The organism is Serratia sp. NA_13 (assembly GCF_052691735.1).
This window is the reverse complement of record NZ_JBQZFV010000002.1, coordinates 388,275-404,311: the sequence shown is the minus strand read 5'-3', so window position 1 is coordinate 404,311 and position 16,037 is coordinate 388,275. Positions and strand designations below refer to the sequence as shown.

15 protein-coding genes, 5 tRNA genes, 1 other RNA gene and 1 pseudogene are annotated in these 16,037 nt (G+C 53.9%); 4 read left to right on the top strand and 18 right to left on the bottom strand.

Annotated features, from left to right (window positions below):
• Nucleotides 1–11 precede the first annotated feature (11 nt).
• Nucleotides 12–473 (top strand): annotated as a pseudogene (locus ACUTSU_RS05470) (DUF943 family protein).
• 430 nt (nucleotides 474–903) lie between these two features.
• Here the strand turns inward: ACUTSU_RS05470 and aroG are convergent.
• A complete protein-coding gene (gene aroG / locus ACUTSU_RS05465) occupies nucleotides 904–1,956 on the bottom strand; it encodes a 3-deoxy-7-phosphoheptulonate synthase AroG (RefSeq protein WP_445649851.1) in 1,053 nt (350 codons plus the stop codon).
• 205 nt (nucleotides 1,957–2,161) lie between these two features.
• Between aroG and ACUTSU_RS05460 the strand changes: the two genes are divergently transcribed.
• Genes ACUTSU_RS05460 through zitB form a run of 3 tightly spaced genes read left to right on the top strand, consistent with a single transcriptional unit; the run spans nucleotide 2,162 to nucleotide 6,926 of the window.
• The gene (locus tag ACUTSU_RS05460) at nucleotides 2,162–2,767 is read left to right on the top strand and encodes a response regulator (protein ID WP_445649850.1); all 606 of its coding nucleotides are present in this window, start codon (nucleotides 2,162–2,164) and stop codon (nucleotides 2,765–2,767) included.
• Nucleotides 2,764–5,976, top strand: coding sequence for an ATP-binding protein (locus ACUTSU_RS05455; protein ID WP_445653853.1), 3,213 nt, complete (start codon nucleotides 2,764–2,766; stop codon nucleotides 5,974–5,976). The genes ACUTSU_RS05460 and ACUTSU_RS05455 overlap by 4 nt, the downstream gene beginning before the upstream one ends.
• Nucleotides 5,976–6,926 (top strand): CDF family zinc transporter ZitB, encoded by a 951-nt coding sequence (gene zitB / locus ACUTSU_RS05450; protein WP_445649848.1) that lies wholly within the window; start codon nucleotides 5,976–5,978, stop codon nucleotides 6,924–6,926. The genes ACUTSU_RS05455 and zitB overlap by 1 nt, the downstream gene beginning before the upstream one ends.
• Nucleotides 6,927–6,963: 37 nt before the next feature.
• Here zitB and pnuC read toward each other — a convergent pair whose 3' ends face one another.
• The 17 genes from pnuC to cydX form a co-directional block, all read right to left on the bottom strand.
• The gene (gene pnuC / locus ACUTSU_RS05445) at nucleotides 6,964–7,677 is read right to left on the bottom strand and encodes a nicotinamide riboside transporter PnuC (RefSeq protein WP_445649847.1); all 714 of its coding nucleotides are present in this window, start codon (nucleotides 7,675–7,677) and stop codon (nucleotides 6,964–6,966) included.
• A gap of 21 nt (nucleotides 7,678–7,698) precedes the next feature.
• A complete protein-coding gene (gene nadA / locus ACUTSU_RS05440) occupies nucleotides 7,699–8,760 on the bottom strand; it encodes a quinolinate synthase NadA (protein WP_445649846.1) in 1,062 nt (353 codons plus the stop codon).
• Between the two features lie 301 nt (nucleotides 8,761–9,061).
• Nucleotides 9,062–9,177, bottom strand: a non-coding RNA gene (locus ACUTSU_RS05435) — RtT sRNA.
• A gap of 43 nt (nucleotides 9,178–9,220) precedes the next feature.
• Nucleotides 9,221–9,296: transfer RNA gene (locus ACUTSU_RS05430), tRNA-Lys, on the bottom strand.
• Nucleotides 9,297–9,349: 53 nt separating this feature from the next.
• A tRNA-Lys gene (locus ACUTSU_RS05425) sits at nucleotides 9,350–9,425 on the bottom strand.
• Nucleotides 9,426–9,494: 69 nt separating this feature from the next.
• A tRNA-Lys gene (locus tag ACUTSU_RS05420) sits at nucleotides 9,495–9,570 on the bottom strand.
• Nucleotides 9,571–9,577: 7 nt separating this feature from the next.
• Nucleotides 9,578–9,653: transfer RNA gene (locus tag ACUTSU_RS05415), tRNA-Val, on the bottom strand.
• 32 nt (nucleotides 9,654–9,685) lie between these two features.
• A tRNA-Lys gene (locus tag ACUTSU_RS05410) sits at nucleotides 9,686–9,761 on the bottom strand.
• Between the two features lie 178 nt (nucleotides 9,762–9,939).
• Complete coding sequence (gene cpoB, locus ACUTSU_RS05405; protein ID WP_445653852.1) at nucleotides 9,940–10,740, bottom strand: cell division protein CpoB; 801 nt, start codon at nucleotides 10,738–10,740, stop codon at nucleotides 9,940–9,942.
• A 9-nt stretch (nucleotides 10,741–10,749) separates the two neighbouring features.
• Entirely contained in the window at nucleotides 10,750–11,259 is a 510-nt protein-coding gene (gene pal, locus ACUTSU_RS05400) for a peptidoglycan-associated lipoprotein Pal (protein WP_445649844.1), read from the bottom strand.
• Nucleotides 11,260–11,303: 44 nt separating this feature from the next.
• The gene (gene tolB, locus ACUTSU_RS05395; RefSeq protein ID WP_445649843.1) at nucleotides 11,304–12,596 is read right to left on the bottom strand and encodes a Tol-Pal system beta propeller repeat protein TolB; all 1,293 of its coding nucleotides are present in this window, start codon (nucleotides 12,594–12,596) and stop codon (nucleotides 11,304–11,306) included.
• 128 nt (nucleotides 12,597–12,724) lie between these two features.
• Nucleotides 12,725–13,882, bottom strand: a complete 1,158-nt coding sequence (tolA, locus tag ACUTSU_RS05390; RefSeq protein WP_445653851.1) for a cell envelope integrity protein TolA — start codon at nucleotides 13,880–13,882, stop codon at nucleotides 12,725–12,727.
• Nucleotides 13,883–13,963: 81 nt separating this feature from the next.
• Nucleotides 13,964–14,392 carry a colicin uptake protein TolR gene (tolR, locus tag ACUTSU_RS05385; protein WP_135315565.1) on the bottom strand — a complete coding sequence of 143 codons (429 nt, stop codon included), beginning with the start codon at nucleotides 14,390–14,392 and terminating at the stop codon, nucleotides 13,964–13,966.
• 12 nt (nucleotides 14,393–14,404) lie between these two features.
• A complete protein-coding gene (tolQ, locus tag ACUTSU_RS05380) occupies nucleotides 14,405–15,088 on the bottom strand; it encodes a Tol-Pal system protein TolQ (protein ID WP_135315564.1) in 684 nt (227 codons plus the stop codon).
• Nucleotides 15,085–15,489, bottom strand: coding sequence for a tol-pal system-associated acyl-CoA thioesterase (ybgC, locus tag ACUTSU_RS05375; RefSeq protein WP_012005710.1), 405 nt, complete (start codon nucleotides 15,487–15,489; stop codon nucleotides 15,085–15,087). Before ybgC ends, tolQ begins: the two co-directional genes overlap by 4 nt.
• A 130-nt stretch (nucleotides 15,490–15,619) precedes the next feature.
• Complete coding sequence (gene ybgE, locus ACUTSU_RS05370; RefSeq protein ID WP_445649841.1) at nucleotides 15,620–15,916, bottom strand: cyd operon protein YbgE; 297 nt, start codon at nucleotides 15,914–15,916, stop codon at nucleotides 15,620–15,622.
• Complete coding sequence (gene cydX / locus ACUTSU_RS05365) at nucleotides 15,916–16,029, bottom strand: cytochrome bd-I oxidase subunit CydX (protein ID WP_012005708.1); 114 nt, start codon at nucleotides 16,027–16,029, stop codon at nucleotides 15,916–15,918. Before cydX ends, ybgE begins: the two co-directional genes overlap by 1 nt.
• Nucleotides 16,030–16,037: the final 8 nt, after the last annotated feature.

Below are 16,037 nucleotides of genomic sequence, written 5' to 3'. Positions count from 1 at the left end.
CGGAGCGCGCAATGAAAGTTCAAAATAAGAAAACTCTTTGTACACTACTCCTGATTATCTGCACATTGCTCGGTTACGTCCTCTGGTTGTCACTGCGTCCTGTAAAAATTGTGGCTGTCCATAAAGATGGGGAATTCAGCTCAGTTTTAGTTAAAAACTTCCCTTTTACCGATAAAGGAAAGATAAACTGGTGGTTAAATAACAAAGAAATGTTAAAAGAGAAATATAAAACCCCAGAACCTGCATCAGATGGATTCTTTTCTATCACCTTTTGGGATTTTGGTGAAGGTTATAAAGAAGAAGGCAAGTATGACGGACGATGTTTTGATGATATGAAAAAATTTAAATGTATTGGTGAGAATTTTATTATCATGGTGAGATAAAATAAAAATACTGGTATGTCTTTTATCCTGGATAGCGGAAAATACCATATAAAAGAAAATGAGGAAATAATAAAGAGCAAACCTGAATAAAAACCATCTCTGACATAGTAATAGCAAGAAAATACCCTTCACTCCCGACTTGCGTCAATTATCCATGCGCCCATAGCCAAGTATCAAGAAGGCTATCACGCTTTACCCCCTGACCTCCTTCCGGTAACCCGCCAATGGAAAATTGCAGAAGTGCATGGGTGGTAGTAAGTTACCGACGCCGGGTTTATCAAGTAACAGTGGGTTAACGCATAAATCGCTAACCCACTGTTTATTTGAATAATATGCAAATTATACGCTGTTTGGCAAAAACCGCGTATTGATGACGCAAGCGGCTTTCATCGGATAAAGGAAGCACTTCCCGACAGACATCGGGTCGACTTAAGCAAAACCGCCGGCCCCTCAAAATTCGTCTTGCAAAACAGGTGGCCCATAGATTCCATAGAGATTCCGCAAACTGAGCCCTGTTTTATCAGGCGCGACGCGCCTTAACCGCTTCCGCCAGTTCGCGCAGAACGGTTTCCGTGTCTTCCCAGCCGATGCAGGCGTCGGTGACGCTCTTGCCGTAGACCAGCGGATCGCCGCTTTCCAGGTTCTGGTTGCCTTCCACCAGATGGCTTTCAATCATCACGCCCATAATCGCCTTCTCACCACCGGCAATCTGTTGGCAGACGTCTGCGTTCACTTCCAGCTGCTTTTTGAACTGCTTGCTGCTGTTGGCGTGGCTGAAGTCGATCATCACCTGTGCAGACAGACCCGCTTTGACCAGGCCTTCTTTGACTTCTTTCACGTGTGCCGCGCTGTAGTTCGGCTCTTTGCCGCCGCGCAGAATGATGTGACAGTCGCCGTTACCACTGGTGTTAACAATGGCCGAATGGCCCCATTTGGTAACCGACAAGAAACAGTGCGGCGCGCTGGCGGCATTGATGGCATCAATCGCCACCTTGATGGTGCCGTCGGTGCCATTTTTGAAGCCAACCGGGCAAGACAGGCCGGAAGACAGCTCACGGTGCACCTGGGATTCGGTAGTACGTGCGCCGATCGCGCCCCAGCTCATCAGATCCGCCAGATACTGCGGGGTGATCATGTCGAGGAATTCACCGGCAGCCGGCAGGCCAGAGTCATTGATATCCAGCAGCAGCTTACGAGCCAAACGCAGGCCGTCGTTGATCTGGAAGCTGTTATCCATCTGCGGATCGTTAATCAGACCTTTCCAGCCAACGGTAGTACGCGGTTTTTCAAAATAAACGCGCATTACCACTTCCAGCTCGCCGCTCAGTTCCTGACGCAACGCCAGTAAACGACCAGCGTACTCTTTGGCGGCCTTGGTATCGTGGATCGAGCAAGGGCCGATCACCACCAGCAGGCGATCGTCGCTGCCACGTAGGATCTGATGAATGGCATTGCGTGCCTGTGACACCGTCTCTGCTGCACGTTCAGTGGCTGGAAACTTTTCTAACAGGGCCACCGGTGGCAGGAGTTCCTTAATTTCTTTAATGCGTAAATCGTCATTTAGGTAGTTCATCACTTTTCCATTCGGTATCGAGAGGCGTTATTTCGCAGAGCGTAGATCAGACCAATTTAGCCTGTGAGGATAACGCTGTAAATCACCTTTGCCGCCTGCAGAATGAACGTCCGGATTAACAGTAGATTATGCTGTTTCATCGGGAGAGCACAGTGGCTCCTTTTTGGTTATGCTAGCGGCCAGGATCCGTTACCCGAGCCAAACCATGCCCTCATTGTTATTAGTTGATGACCACCCGGTGGTTCATGTCGCACTGGAAGCGGCGCTAATCAAGTCCTCCCGCCCTTACCACCTGCAGGCGGTCCAGGATGACGTACAGGCGTTGACCCAGTTGGCCGCAGCCGACTTTGCACTGGTGATCCTCGATATCGGCCTGCCGCAAGTGGACGGCCTGCAGTTGCTGAAAAAAATTCGCCGCCATTACCCACAGCAGTCGATCCTGATTTATACCGCCCAGGAAGAAGAGATTTATGCCCGTATGGCCTATGCGGCCGGCGCCAACGGCTTTGTCCACAAGGGCAACCGACTGGAACAGCTGGTGCAGGCCATTGAAACCGTGCTGGGCGGCGAGTTGAGCTTTCCTGCTGCGGCGATAGCGGAAGACACCCAGCCGACAGAAGGTTCGTTGCTGACGCCAAAAGAACTGCAGGTTCTCGGGTTGCTCAGCAAAGGGTTATCCAATCTGCAAATTGCCGAGATGCTGAGCATCAGCAACAAGACCGTCAGCACCCACAAAAAGAATATTTTGCGCAAGACTGGCGCCAGCAACCTGCTGGAGCTGGTGGCGGTATTTAAAGAGCTGACGCCATGATGCGTGGGCTGCTGTTGCTGTTAACCCTGCTGCTCAGCCTCGGCAACGTCGCACAGGCGGCGCAGCCGGTACGTTATCAGTTGGTCAGCAACCTGAATATCCCGCTCGATATGCTGATCGCCAGTGAGAAAAACCCCTGGCGCGATACCACCTTGCATGTCGGCATTATCAGTGAAAACACCAGTCCCTATAACATCATTGTGGATGACGATTTTTACGGTTTGAACGCCGACTATCTTTTTTACGTTCAGCAGGTTACCGGCATTCACTTTCAGATTTACGGCTTTGCCGATCTGGCCCAGCTTGAGCAGGCGCTGCATGACGGTACTATCGATCTGGTGTATGGCATTCCGCAGAATGAAGCGCTGCACAGCCTGAAGATTTCGCAGCCTTATTACGTCAGTAATTTGCGTGTGCTGCGGGACCGCAGCAACGATCGTCAGGTGATGCTCAACTCCAGCAATGCTCGGGTGGCGATCAGCACCCTGACCGATATGCAGGCTGGTCATGCGTTGCAGGCGGTGTCCTCGCACGTGCAGCGGTACGACAACAATCTGCAGGCGGTGTATGCCTTGCTCAACGGCAGCAGCGACTACTTTATTGCCGACGAAGCCAGCGCCAGTTTTATTATTGACCAGTTACAGCTCGGTCAGCTTTATCAGATTGAAAGTACCGTTAACCTCGGAAATTTGTCATTCGTATTTGCCTCCGCCAACCCGACGCTGATCGAGACGCTCAACCTGGCCATCGCCGATACCCCGATGGAGTATATGAACGCCCTTCAGAGCCGCTGGAGCAAAAAGATCCCCAGTTATCTCGATACCGGCAATGCCGATCTGACCCAGATGGAAAAAAACTGGGTAGCGACCCATCCCACCGTTTATTACGCCGCCATCGAGAATAATTTTCCGTTCGCCTACCGCGGTTCCGGCGGACAGGCGCGCGGATACGCCATCGATATTCTGAATATCGTCGCGCAGAACACCGGGCTACGCTTTATGCCACTTTGGGCACGCAACGCCGAGCAGGCCGACCAACTGGTGCAATCCGGGCAGGCCAGTTTCCGAACCGCCCTGCCGTTGGCACGCAGTGTTAAAGCACACTACAGCGCCAGTATGCCGATCCACCGTTCGCTGTGGGGAGTTTATGTTGGTCAGCAGGCCAACGGCATTTCCACCTGGAGCGATTTGGCCGGTAAACGCATCGGCGTGCTGCAGGGTGATCTGGCGCAAAGCCTGGTTCCGGCCAACAAAGAGTTGATCCGTTTTGCCGACAGCAAGACCATGTATGACGCCCTGGCCAACGGCCAACTGGATGCGCTGGTGGATAATGTGATCTCGGCAAACTTCGTCGCCCTGTCACGTTATTCCGGCGCGATAAAGCTGGCGTTCGCGGCCAATAACATCGCCTATCCGGTGGCATTCGGCGTACGGCAGGATCAGCCGCTGCTGTTGGCTATTCTCGATAAAAATCTGATGCAAATCCCGTCTGAAACGCTGCAATCGCTGCGTGATGAATGGATTGTCGATCGCAGCAACCTGATTGATGCCGTAAATGAAAACCGCATGCAGCCGCAAACCACCTGGCTGCTGGCGCTGTTGGCGGCGGCGATCCTGCTGCTGCTGGGGCTGACCCTGCGCCGCTTCATCCTGCAACGTCGGGAAAAACGTGAGCGTGAGGTCATCGAACAGGCTCGTCAGCATGCCGAAGCCGAGAACCGGATGAAGAGCAAGTTTCTGGCCACCGTCAGCCATGAACTGCGCACGCCAATGCACGCCATTCTCGGCCTGCTGGAACTGGAGCTCAAACGCCAGCCTACGCCGGAGGGCTTGCCGGTGATTTACAGTTCGGCGTCGTCTTTGCTTAACCTGCTCAATGACCTGCAAGATCACGCGCGGCTGGAAACCGGTTCGTTGACGCTGGTGCCCAGGAGCGTGGCGCTGCAACCCTGGATAGCCCACATCAACGCCCTTTATCAACCGCTGATCGGCGAACGCCCGGTGACGCTAAACGTCAGCGCGGCCGACAACCTGCCGGCCGCTGTCCTCATTGATGGTGAGCGTTTACTTCAGGTAGCTAACAATCTGATAAACAATGCAATTAAGTTCACGCTGCGTGGCACCATTCAGGTGAATATCGGTTGGCATGAGCAGGATCCACCGCAGGGGGAATTGTGGCTGACGGTAGCCGACAGCGGCTGTGGTATCGCCACCGATGAGATAGATAAACTCTTCCGGCCGTTCTATCGCGCACGCGGTGCACAGCGTGTATCCGTTCAGGGGACCGGGTTGGGGCTGTCTATCTGTAAAGAGATTATCGAACAAATGGGCGGTCAAATCGCGTTGCAATCACAACTCGGCATCGGCACCCAGGTGACATTGTCCGTGCCGGTAAGCCAGGTCGCTGTCGATCCCTCGACTCAGCAGGCCGACACACCACCCAATTTGCCGCCGCCCCCCCTGCGCGTAGCGCTGATCGACGATCACCCCACCAACCTGCTGTTGATGGAGCGGCAATTGCGCCACTTCGGCCTGCAGCCAACGCTGTTCGAGCAGGGCTATAAGCTGTTGCAGGCCCACCGTCAGCAGCCGTTTGACCTGCTGTTTATCGATTACAATATGCCGCGTCCGGACGGCCTGACGCTGGCGAGGCTGATACGCCGCGACGAACAACGCCATCAGCGCCCGGCCTGCCAGATCATTCTCTGCTCGGCCGACGTGCAGGAATTTACCCGCATCCCACCGGGGCTGGTGGCGATAGATCGCTTTTTAACCAAGCCAATTTCCCTGGCCGCAATAGCTCAGGCACTACCGCAGCAACCTCAGGCGATGGAGCAGCAGTTAGTCCTTACTGACCTGCAGCAAACCCTGGTCGATATGGCCGGCAATGAGCGACCGATGATCCTGCGTTTGGCCACAATGCTGCAGGAGACGCTGCGGGAAGACCGGCAACGGCTTGAGTTGGCGGCACAGAATCAGGACTGGCCAACCCTGGCGCAAACCGCGCATCGCATCAAGGGCAGCCTGCTGATGTTGCAACAGCCTGCAGCGGCCAACCTGTGCCAACAACTGGCGGACAGCGGCCGTGAAGGAATATTTATTCAGGCCTCCTATACTGAATTGAGTAAGTTAGTGGAACAGATACTGATAGATCTGGATAATCTGGTCAGCACTGACAAGTCGTATTTTGCTATGGATAAGGATGAATAATGTCGGACACCCCACACGTACACCTGCCAAAAGACAGTAATAGTAAACGCCTACTGACCGCTTTTTTAGTCACCGCGGTCTTTATGGTTGCCGAAGTGGCCGGCGGGTTAATTTCAGGTTCACTGGCGCTGCTGGCGGATGCCGGCCATATGCTCACCGATGCCGCCGCGCTGCTGGTGGCCTTGATGGCGGTCCACTTCTCACAGCGTAAGCCCAACGCCCGCCACACCTTCGGTTATCTGCGCCTGACCACCCTGGCGGCCTTCCTCAACGCCGCGGCGCTGTTGGTGATCGTGGTATTCATCCTGTGGGAGGCGATACGGCGTTTCTTCGAGCCACAGCCGGTGATGGGTACGCCAATGCTGATTATCGCCATAGCGGGTCTGCTGGCTAACCTGTTCGCCTTCTGGCTGCTACACCGCGGCAGCGAAGAGAAGAATATCAATGTGCGAGCTGCCGCATTGCATGTGCTGGGGGATTTGCTGGGGTCGGTGGGTGCCATCGCCGCCGCCATTGTGATCCTGACCACCGGCTGGACACCGATTGACCCGATATTGTCGGTACTGGTGTCCTGTCTGGTGATACGCAGCGCCTGGCGGCTGCTGAAAGAGAGCTTCCACGAACTGCTGGAAGGCACGCCGCAGGAAGTGGACATCAACAAGCTGCAAAAAGACCTGTGCCTGAATATTCCGGACGTGCGCAATATTCATCACGTCCATGTGTGGCAGATTGGTGAACAGAAATTGATGACGCTGCATGCGCAGGTGATACCGCCACACGACCATGATGGCCTGCTGCGCCGTATTCAGGCCTATTTGCTGGAGCACTATCGGATTGGTCACGTGACCATTCAGATGGAATATCAGCACTGTGATACCCCCGATTGCGGGATTAACCGGGCCCCCGAGCCGAGTGATCACTCACATTCACATGTGGGACATCATCACTAGAATCAATTGGGGCGCCCTATTCGGCGCCCCAGCGTTGTTATGGTGCGGAAGATAATGGTCGGCCGGCGCTTTTGATCCACAGCCAGGAGCCGTTCAGCGCAATCAGCGTCAGGATCACGTATTCCAGCGCCATGGCATAGACGCCCTGGTAGGCGAATATCGCCACGCTGATCACGTCAATCACCACCCACAGCAACCAGTTTTCCACGTACTTGCGCGTCATCAAGATCATCGCCACGATCGACAACACCATCATGGTCGAATCCCAGAATGGGAAGGCATCCGGCTGCAGCTGCGGCATTTGCACGCTCAGGCCCAGCCCCTGCATTACCGTCACCGCCGCCTGCGTCAACCAGGCAAACACGCGGTCAATGTTGAACGTCATCAAGGCGATGCCGATAACGCATACTGCCGCCCAGCTCAGCGCCTTCGGCAGCGGCAGCCAGCGTATCTTCAACTCGGCCTGATTATCCTGAGTCTGACGGCTCCAGGCGTACCAGCCGTAAATATTGGCGGCAAAAAAGAACAGCTGCAGCAGCAGGCTGGCGTAAAGCTGGATTTGAAAGAAAATCACCGCAAACAGCGTGACGTTAATCAGGCCGAACAGGTAATTGATAATTTTCTCTTTGCTGGCATACCAGATGCACAGCAGACCAAACAGAGTGCCAATAGCCTCAATCCATGACAGATCGTAGCCCCCCACTCCCAGCGGGATATGCACCAGGATATTGCTGGTACTGAAAAAGCTCATTTTATCATCCTTATTAAACGGTTAAGCGTTCCCTTTAACCTGCACCCTTAACTCAGCGGCGAAATCCAACATCCGGTTCAACGGGATCAGCGCCTTCTGACGCAGCGCAGCATCGACGTGGATCTCATGCAGTGCACCGCCGTGCTCCAGCCCATCGGCGATCGCCTTCAGGCCATTCATCGCCATCCACGGGCAGTGCGCGCAGCTACGACAGGTGGCACCTTCCCCGGCGGTTGGCGCTTCGAACAACTCTTTGTCCGGGCAGGCCTGTTGCATCTTATAAAAAATACCGCGATCGGTGGCAACAATCAGCTGCGGATTGGGCAGAGCTTTCGCTGCCTGAATCAATTGGCTGGTTGAACCTACCGCATCGGCCAGGTCTACCACCGCCTGTGGTGACTCCGGATGCACCAGTATCGCCGCGTTCGGGTACAAAGCCTTCATCCGCATCAGGGCCTGGGTTTTAAACTCATCATGTACGATACAGGCGCCCTGCCAGCACAGCATATCGGCACCGGTCTGCTTTTGCACATAGCTGCCCAGATGGCGATCCGGCGCCCAGATGATTTTTTCACCCAAGCTATCGAGATGTTCGATCAGTTCAACGGCGATACTGGAGGTGACCACCCAGTCCGCTCGCGCTTTTACCGCCGCAGAGGTATTAGCGTAAACCACCACGGTCCGGTCCGGGTGGCTGTCGCAAAAGGCATTGAAGTCTTCTTCCGGGCAACCGAGATCCAGCGAGCACTCCGCGTTCAGCGTCGGCATCAGCACCCGTTTTTCCGGGCTGAGGATCTTGGCGGTTTCCCCCATAAAACGCACCCCGGCAACCAGCAGGGTCGAAGCCGGATGATTGCTGCCAAAGCGCGCCATCTCCAGCGAGTCCGCCACGCAGCCACCGGTTTCTTCCGCCAGCGCCTGGATCTCCGGATCGGTATAGTAATGGGCTACCATCACCGCATTACGCTGCTTGAGCAGGATTTTAATTTTCTCGCGGTAAAACGCCTTCTGCGCGTCGTCCAACGGTACCGGCTTGGGTGGGAACGGATACACCGCCGAATTAACATCAAACATTTCACTCATCGCTGCAATCTCTGTGCTAGGCTGGGTGTCTGCTGCCCGGGTATCACCCCATCGCAACCCCCTTCGTTTTATATACTAAACAAAATACCTTTATTTGTGCGAAAAGTCCGCTGATATTTTCAGTGTGAGGTCTTTGTTGTTTAATGGATTGAATTTTTAATGAAAGCAACGATGCTGTAACAAGCAAAATGCATTTTTGAAGGCAAAGCGGATTGAAAGTGTTGTGGAAAACGTACTGGAGATACGATTCGTGCGTTATGTGATGTTCAAGTTGGGGAAAGTGCTGAGGTACTCTGTGAAATGGTGGGCCGTGCGGGATTACTCGGCCTCCGGGCCAGCGCAAGCGCTGTTCAAAATTGTCAGAACAATTTTGTCGAACCTGAACGCAGCTTCTCACCCACACGGTTCGTGCTTTATGTGATGTTCAAGTTTAGGGAAAGTGCTGAGGTACTCTGTGAAATGGTGGGCCGTGCGGGATTCGAACCTGCGACCAATTGATTAAAAGTCAACTGCTCTACCAACTGAGCTAACGGCCCACTGAGGGGATACTGCTGAACCGCGTAAGCAGGAGAGGAACTCGCTGCAATAATGGTGGGCCGTGCGGGATTCGAACCTGCGACCAATTGATTAAAAGTCAACTGCTCTACCAACTGAGCTAACGGCCCACTGACGTGGTTTACTGCTGAACAACCAATACAAAACCGAAGCTCGTATTGCGGAAAACCATTCTGAAATGGTGGGCCGTGCGGGATTCGAACCTGCGACCAATTGATTAAAAGTCAACTGCTCTACCAACTGAGCTAACGGCCCACAGCAGTGGTGGGTGATGACGGGCTCGAACCGCCGACCCCCTCCGTGTAAAGGAGATGCTCTACCAACTGAGCTAATCACCCACTAGTGTGGTTACTGCTACTACTTCAGAAATTGGTGGGTCGTGCGGGATTCGAACCTGCGACCAATTGATTAAAAGTCAACTGCTCTACCAACTGAGCTAACGACCCAATTTCCTTGCTGCTTTAACATCTTGCAAGATGTCTTGGCAACGGCGGCATATATTACTAATTTATCTTGGCAGCGCAACCTAAATTTATAAACAACAGGTTCAACTGCTTGTTCTTCACACGAATGAGCCCAGAAACCGGTCAAATCGACTAACTTCTGGGCTCATTTTTTTACTGACTAACCTGCTACTCGACTTTTCGCCTGTTTGGCCGCAGCACTGGTTGGGTATTGTTTGATCACCTGCTGGAACACGGCTTTGGCTTTATCAGCCTGCCCTTTTTCCTGCATGATGATACCCACCTTGTACATTGCGTCCGGTGCCTTAGGTGATTTTGCGTAATTCTTCACCACCACCGCATAATAGTAAGCCGCATCATCTTTCTTACCCTTGTTGTAGAACAACTGGCCCAGCCAATAGTTGGCGTTAGGCTGGTAAGTCGATTTTGGGTACTGTTTTACGAAGGACTGAAAAGCGGAAATAGCCTGGTCATACTGTTTTTTTTCCAGCGCCAATGAAACAGCGGCGTTGTAGTCGCTGTTTTCATCACCCGTACTGGCCGGCGCTACTGCTGTAGCGCCCGCAGAGGCGCTGTCAGCACCGTCGGTGGACGCAGCCGCTGCTGCCCCGCCTGCGGCACCCGCTGCAGCAGCGGAGCTCTGAGCGCCACCCTGGCTGATGCTATCCATCTGCTGATAGATCTGCTTTTGGCGTTCAACAACCTGATTCAGTTGATATTGGTTTTCCTGGATTTGCCCGCGGAGAGAATCAATATCGCGCTGATTGTCAGAGAGTTGTTGCTGGAGTTGGTTTAAAAGCTGGCCCTGAGCATTGCTGATGCGCTCAAGTGAGGTGACACGGTCTTCGACCGAGCCGGAGCCGACATTACTGATTGGCGCTTGGGCAGTAGCGGCCCATGGGACCGCTACGCCAACCAGTAACGACAGACTCAACAAGTGACGTCTGAAGTTACTGTTCATGCGATTCTCTTAGTAAACCAGAACTGCACGACGGTTTTTAGCATAAGCCGCTTCGTCGTGGCCCAGTACTGCTGGTTTTTCTTTACCGTAAGAAACGATAGAGATCTGGTCAGCAGAAACGCCTTTACCTTGCAGGTACATTTTGACTGAGTTAGAACGACGCTCACCCAGGGCAATGTTGTATTCCGGCGTACCGCGTTCATCCGCGTGGCCTTCAACGGTCACTTTGTAAGACGGGTTGTTACGCAGGAATGCAGCGTGCGCGTCCAGCATCTGAGCGAACTCAGAGCTCACGTCATACTTGTCCAGGCCGAAGTAAACAATGTTGTTCTTCTGCAGTTCTTGCATCTGCAGACGAGCTTGTTCTTCAGAAGACAGGTTGCTGCTGCCATTTTCTGTACCAGTGCCAGCGCCCATACCAGATTGGTCGTTGTTTGCGCTTTTATTAGAACTACAAGCCGCTACAGCCAGAACTGGCAGTGCCAGCAGAAGCCCTTTCAGCACTTTGTTCAGTTGCATTTCTTTAATCCTTTTATAGTTTGCCATACATATTTACACATGCATCACAGATACGGCGACCAGGCAGGGAATTTGACCTGTCCATCAGTTGCCGGAAGACGCGCTTTAAAACGCCCATCAGTCGATACCAGTTGCAGCACGGAGCCCATACCTTGCGTGGAGCTATAGATCACCATGGTGCCATTTGGCGCAATACTAGGCGTTTCGTCCAGGAAGGTGCCGGTCAAAACTTGAACCGCCCCCGATCCAAGATCTTGTTTGGCGATATGCTGAGCACCACCGTTGGTCCCCACCATCACCAGGAATTTACCATCAGAGCTGACTTCAGAATCCTGATTCTGAGAGCCTTCCCATGTCAGACGCTGTGACGCACCGCCACTGGCACTGATTTTATAAATTTGTGGTCTGCCGCCCTGATCGGAGGTATAGGCCAGAGACTGTCCATCCGGGAACCAGGTCGGTTCGGTATTGTTGCTGCGCCCGTCGGTGAGTTGGGTAATCTGGCCAGAGCCAAGATTCATCACGTACAGGTTCAGGCTGCCACTTTTAGACAGCGCAAACGCCAGGCGGCTGCCATCCGGTGAGAACGCCGGTGCACCGTTGTGACGCGGGAACGAAGCGATCTGACGGATAGCACCGTTAGCCAGGGTCTGCACTACCAGCGCAGAACGGCCGCTTTCAAAGGTTACGTACGCCAGTTTGCTGCCGTCCGGCGACCAGGCCGGGGACATCAGAGGTTCTGGCGAACGATGTACCGTAAACTGGTTGTAGCCATCGTAATCCGCTACGCGCAGCTCATACGGGAATTTCCCGCCGTTGGTCTGCACTACGTAAGCAATACGGGTACGAAATGCGCCCTTGATACCGGTCAGCTTTTCAAACACTTCGTCACTGGCAGTGTGAGCAGAATAACGCAACCATTGTTTGGTCACTTTGTACTGATTCTGCGCCAGAACGGTGCCCGGTGAGCCAGAAGTGTCCACCAGTTGATAAGAGATCAGGTAGCCGCCGTCTGCACCAGGTTGCACCTGGCCGACCACAACCGCGTCAATACCCAATGCAGTCCAGGCCGCCGGCGTCACTTCAGACGCGGTGGTCGGTTGCTGCGGCATACGCGCCACGTCAATTGGGTTGAATTTGCCGCTGTTGCGCAGGTCTGCGCCGACAATCTTGCCAATATCTTCCGGAGGCGTGCCTGGACCCGCCCATTTAAACGGCACCACGCCAATCGGGCGAGCAGAGTCGACCCCCTGGGTGATTTCAATGCGAACTTCCGCGTGCAGCACGGACGCCCACAGAATTAAAAAACCTAGCGCTACTCGAAATGCCTGCTTCATCTCATCTCCCTTATCCAGGCGGGATGCCTGCGATAAATTAGCAGAATTTTAACAAACCAACTTACGTAAAACTACATAATCCCTGTTGGTTACCTTAGTACATCCCTGTGGTATCACTCAATCAACCGTTATTGCGGCTTGAATTCAAGTATAGAATTCTTAAAGTGCTGATAAACGGCATCGCTCGGCGGCTTCGGTATATGCGCCAACTTGGCGGCAGACACCGCTGCTTGACACAGAGCAGGATCGCCCCCCGCCGCTTGTACGCTTATCAGCAGACCGTCCGGCGCCAGCTTGATACGCAGGTCGCAGGTTTTGCCGACAAACGAACTGGCGTCATAGAACTTGCTCTGAATCGCCCCTTGGATCTGCCCCATATAACCGCTGATATCCGCCCCGCTGGCGCCAGCCGTCTTGGCATTGCCCTGCCCGGCCGGTTTACCGTCGCCCTTCGATTTGGCACCGCCTTTCGGCGCGTTCTTGCCGTCCGCCAGACCGCCAAGCAGATCGTCGACTTCCGCCGACTGCTTCGCAGCCTCTGCGGCAGCCTTTTTCTTGGCGTCCGCCGCGGCTTTCTTGGCAGCAGCCGCTTTCTCGGCGGCCACTTTTTTCTCTGCTTCGGCGGCGGCCTTCTTCTCTGCGGCCTCTGCAGCTTTTTGCTCTGCGGCGGCAGCGGCGGCTTTCTTCGCCTCTTCCGCCTGTTTCTTGGCGGCGGCGGCAGCAGCCGCTTCTTTCTTGGCTTCCGCTTCGGCTTTCTTCTGGGCTTCCGCCTGCGCCTTGGCTATTTTGTCTGCTTCGGCCTTCGCCTTGGCGGCAGCGGCTTCGGCGACTTTTTGTTGCTCTTTGGCCTTGGCTGCGGCGGCTTCCGCCGCTTTTTGCTGCTCGGCAGCCTGCTTTTGCTGTTCAGCCTGTTCTTTCGCGTCCTGAGCCGCTTTTTCCTGCGCGCTCAAACGCTCCTTCTCCAGCTCTTTCAGGCGCTGTTGTTCCGCCGCCTGCTTCTGCTGAAGTTCTTCGGCCTGTTGCTCCGCTTTTTTCTGGCGCTGCTTTTCAGCACGTTGCGCGTCGTTATTCTGCTGTTGCTGGCGGTTGTACTGCTCCACCACTGCTCCAGGATCGACCATCACTGCACCAACGACCGAACCTTCGCCGCCACCGCCGGCACTACTCATTTCGACGTTTTCTTGCAGCGAGCCCCAAATCAGCAGGGCAATCAATACAAAGTGCAGAACGACCGAAACAATAACGGCGCGGTTCAGCTTATCGTTTTGCTCAGTTGCCTTTACCAAAATAGATTCCCAAAAACTGGTGTTGCTTATACGGGGTTCCTGCACCGCAGCGCAGGAACCGGGTTGCCACTGACCTTAGGGTCAAATTGGCTGGGTCATCAGCCCCACGGAAGCGACGCCCGCCTGATGGAGAATATTCAATGCCTTGATAATCTCATCATACGGAACTTCCTTCGCCCCACCGATCAAAAAGACCGTCTTAGGGTTGGCCGCCAAACGTGACTTGGCTTCGGCTGCAACCTGCTCCGGCGGCAACAGTTCCATGCGGTCGTGATCCACCACCATGGTGTATTGGCCCACGCCGGAAACCTCGAGGATCACCGGCGGGTTATCACTGCTGGAGACCGCTTTGGAATCGGTGGCATCCGGCAAGTCAACCTCAACGCTCTGGGTGATGATCGGTGCGGTTGCCATAAAGATCAGCAACAGCACCAGCAACACGTCGAGCAACGGAACTATGTTAATTTCGGACTTCAGCTCGCGCCGATTACGTCCACGAACTCTCGCCATGCTACCTCCTACTTATTTGCTGTCGCTGGAGAAGGCCTGACGATGCAGAATAGCGGTGAACTCTTCCATAAAGTTGTCGTAATTCTGCTCAAGCTTGTTGACGCGCTGGTTGAGACGGTTATAGGCCATCACGGCCGGAATAGCGGCGAACAGACCGATGGCGGTGGCGATCAGTGCTTCGGCGATACCCGGTGCTACCATTTGCAGCGTGGCCTGTTTCACCGCACCCAGTGCGATAAAGGCGTGCATGATCCCCCACACGGTGCCGAACAAACCGATATACGGACTGATCGAACCCACGGTGCCGAGGAAAGGAATGTGGTTTTCCAGCGTTTCCAGTTCGCGGTTCATCGAGATGCGCATAGCGCGTGACGCACCTTCGATCACCGATTCCGGCGCATGGTTATTAGCGCGGTGCAAACGAGCGAACTCTTTGAAACCAGAGTGGAAAATTTGCTCTGAACCGGTCAGGCTATCGCGACGTGCCTGGCTTTCCTGATACAAACGGGAAAGCTCAATACCGGACCAGAATTTGTCTTCAAAGGCTTCGGCGTCACGCGTGGCCGCATTAAGGATGCGGGTACGCTGGATGATGATCGCCCAGGAGGCCACTGAGAAGCATATCAAGATCAACATGATAAGCTTAACCAGCAGGCTGGCCTTCAAGAATAAATCTAGGATGTTCATGTCATTCACTGCTTAAACTCCGCGACAATAGACTTAGGAAGCGCTATCGGCTTCATTTGGTGTGGATCAATACATGCAATCAACACGTCGGCCTGACTCAAAAGAGTTCCGTCAGAATTGACAATGCGTTGAGCAAACGTAAGAGAAGCCCCGCGCATTGAGGTGATTTCACTCTGGACTTCCAGCTGGTCGTCAAGACGAGCAGGAAGCAGATAATCAACCGTCATGCGCCGGACAGCGAAGGCGACATTTTCACTGAGCAGCTGCTGTTGATGAAAGTTATGATGACGCAGCATCTCGGTGCGCGCTCTTTCAAAAAAAGCCACATAGCGGGCGTGATAGACCACACCACTGGCATCGGTATCTTCGTAGTAAACGCGAACCGGCCATCGAAACAACGTATTACTCACTCTACTTCCCAGCAATGCAATTTAACGGTGCTACTATACGCAAGACGGATCGGGTTGGGAATGGGTTACAAGATGGGAACGAAAATAATTATGGGCCGCGATGGCCCATAACTTGGGGATATAGCGGAGATTATAAAGAAACGTAAAGTAATCCTGCGGCCAGGATCACAATTGCCGGAAGTGGCGCAAAAAAAGCTCGCCACAGGGTGCGTTGCGGTCGGAACCCGACGCCATGAACCACCCCGGCACAGACTGCCCAAATAAGCAGCAGCCCTTCCCAAATCTCCAGCGAGCTGGTCTTCGCCGCAAAGCGGGTCGGATCCCAGAAAATACAGCCCGCCAAAATCAACGCCAACACCAGTGAAAGGGCCCGGACCGGGCCCTTGTCGGTGATAGCGTACAGCTTTTCAGTCAGTGACAAACTCATCACTTATCGTCTTGCTGTGCTTTTGAATCTTCGTGGTGCTCAAGCGCCAGCGCCGTGATGATGCCGAAGGCACAGGCAAGAAGCGTTCCGAGAATCCAGGCAAAATACCACATGGTTTAGC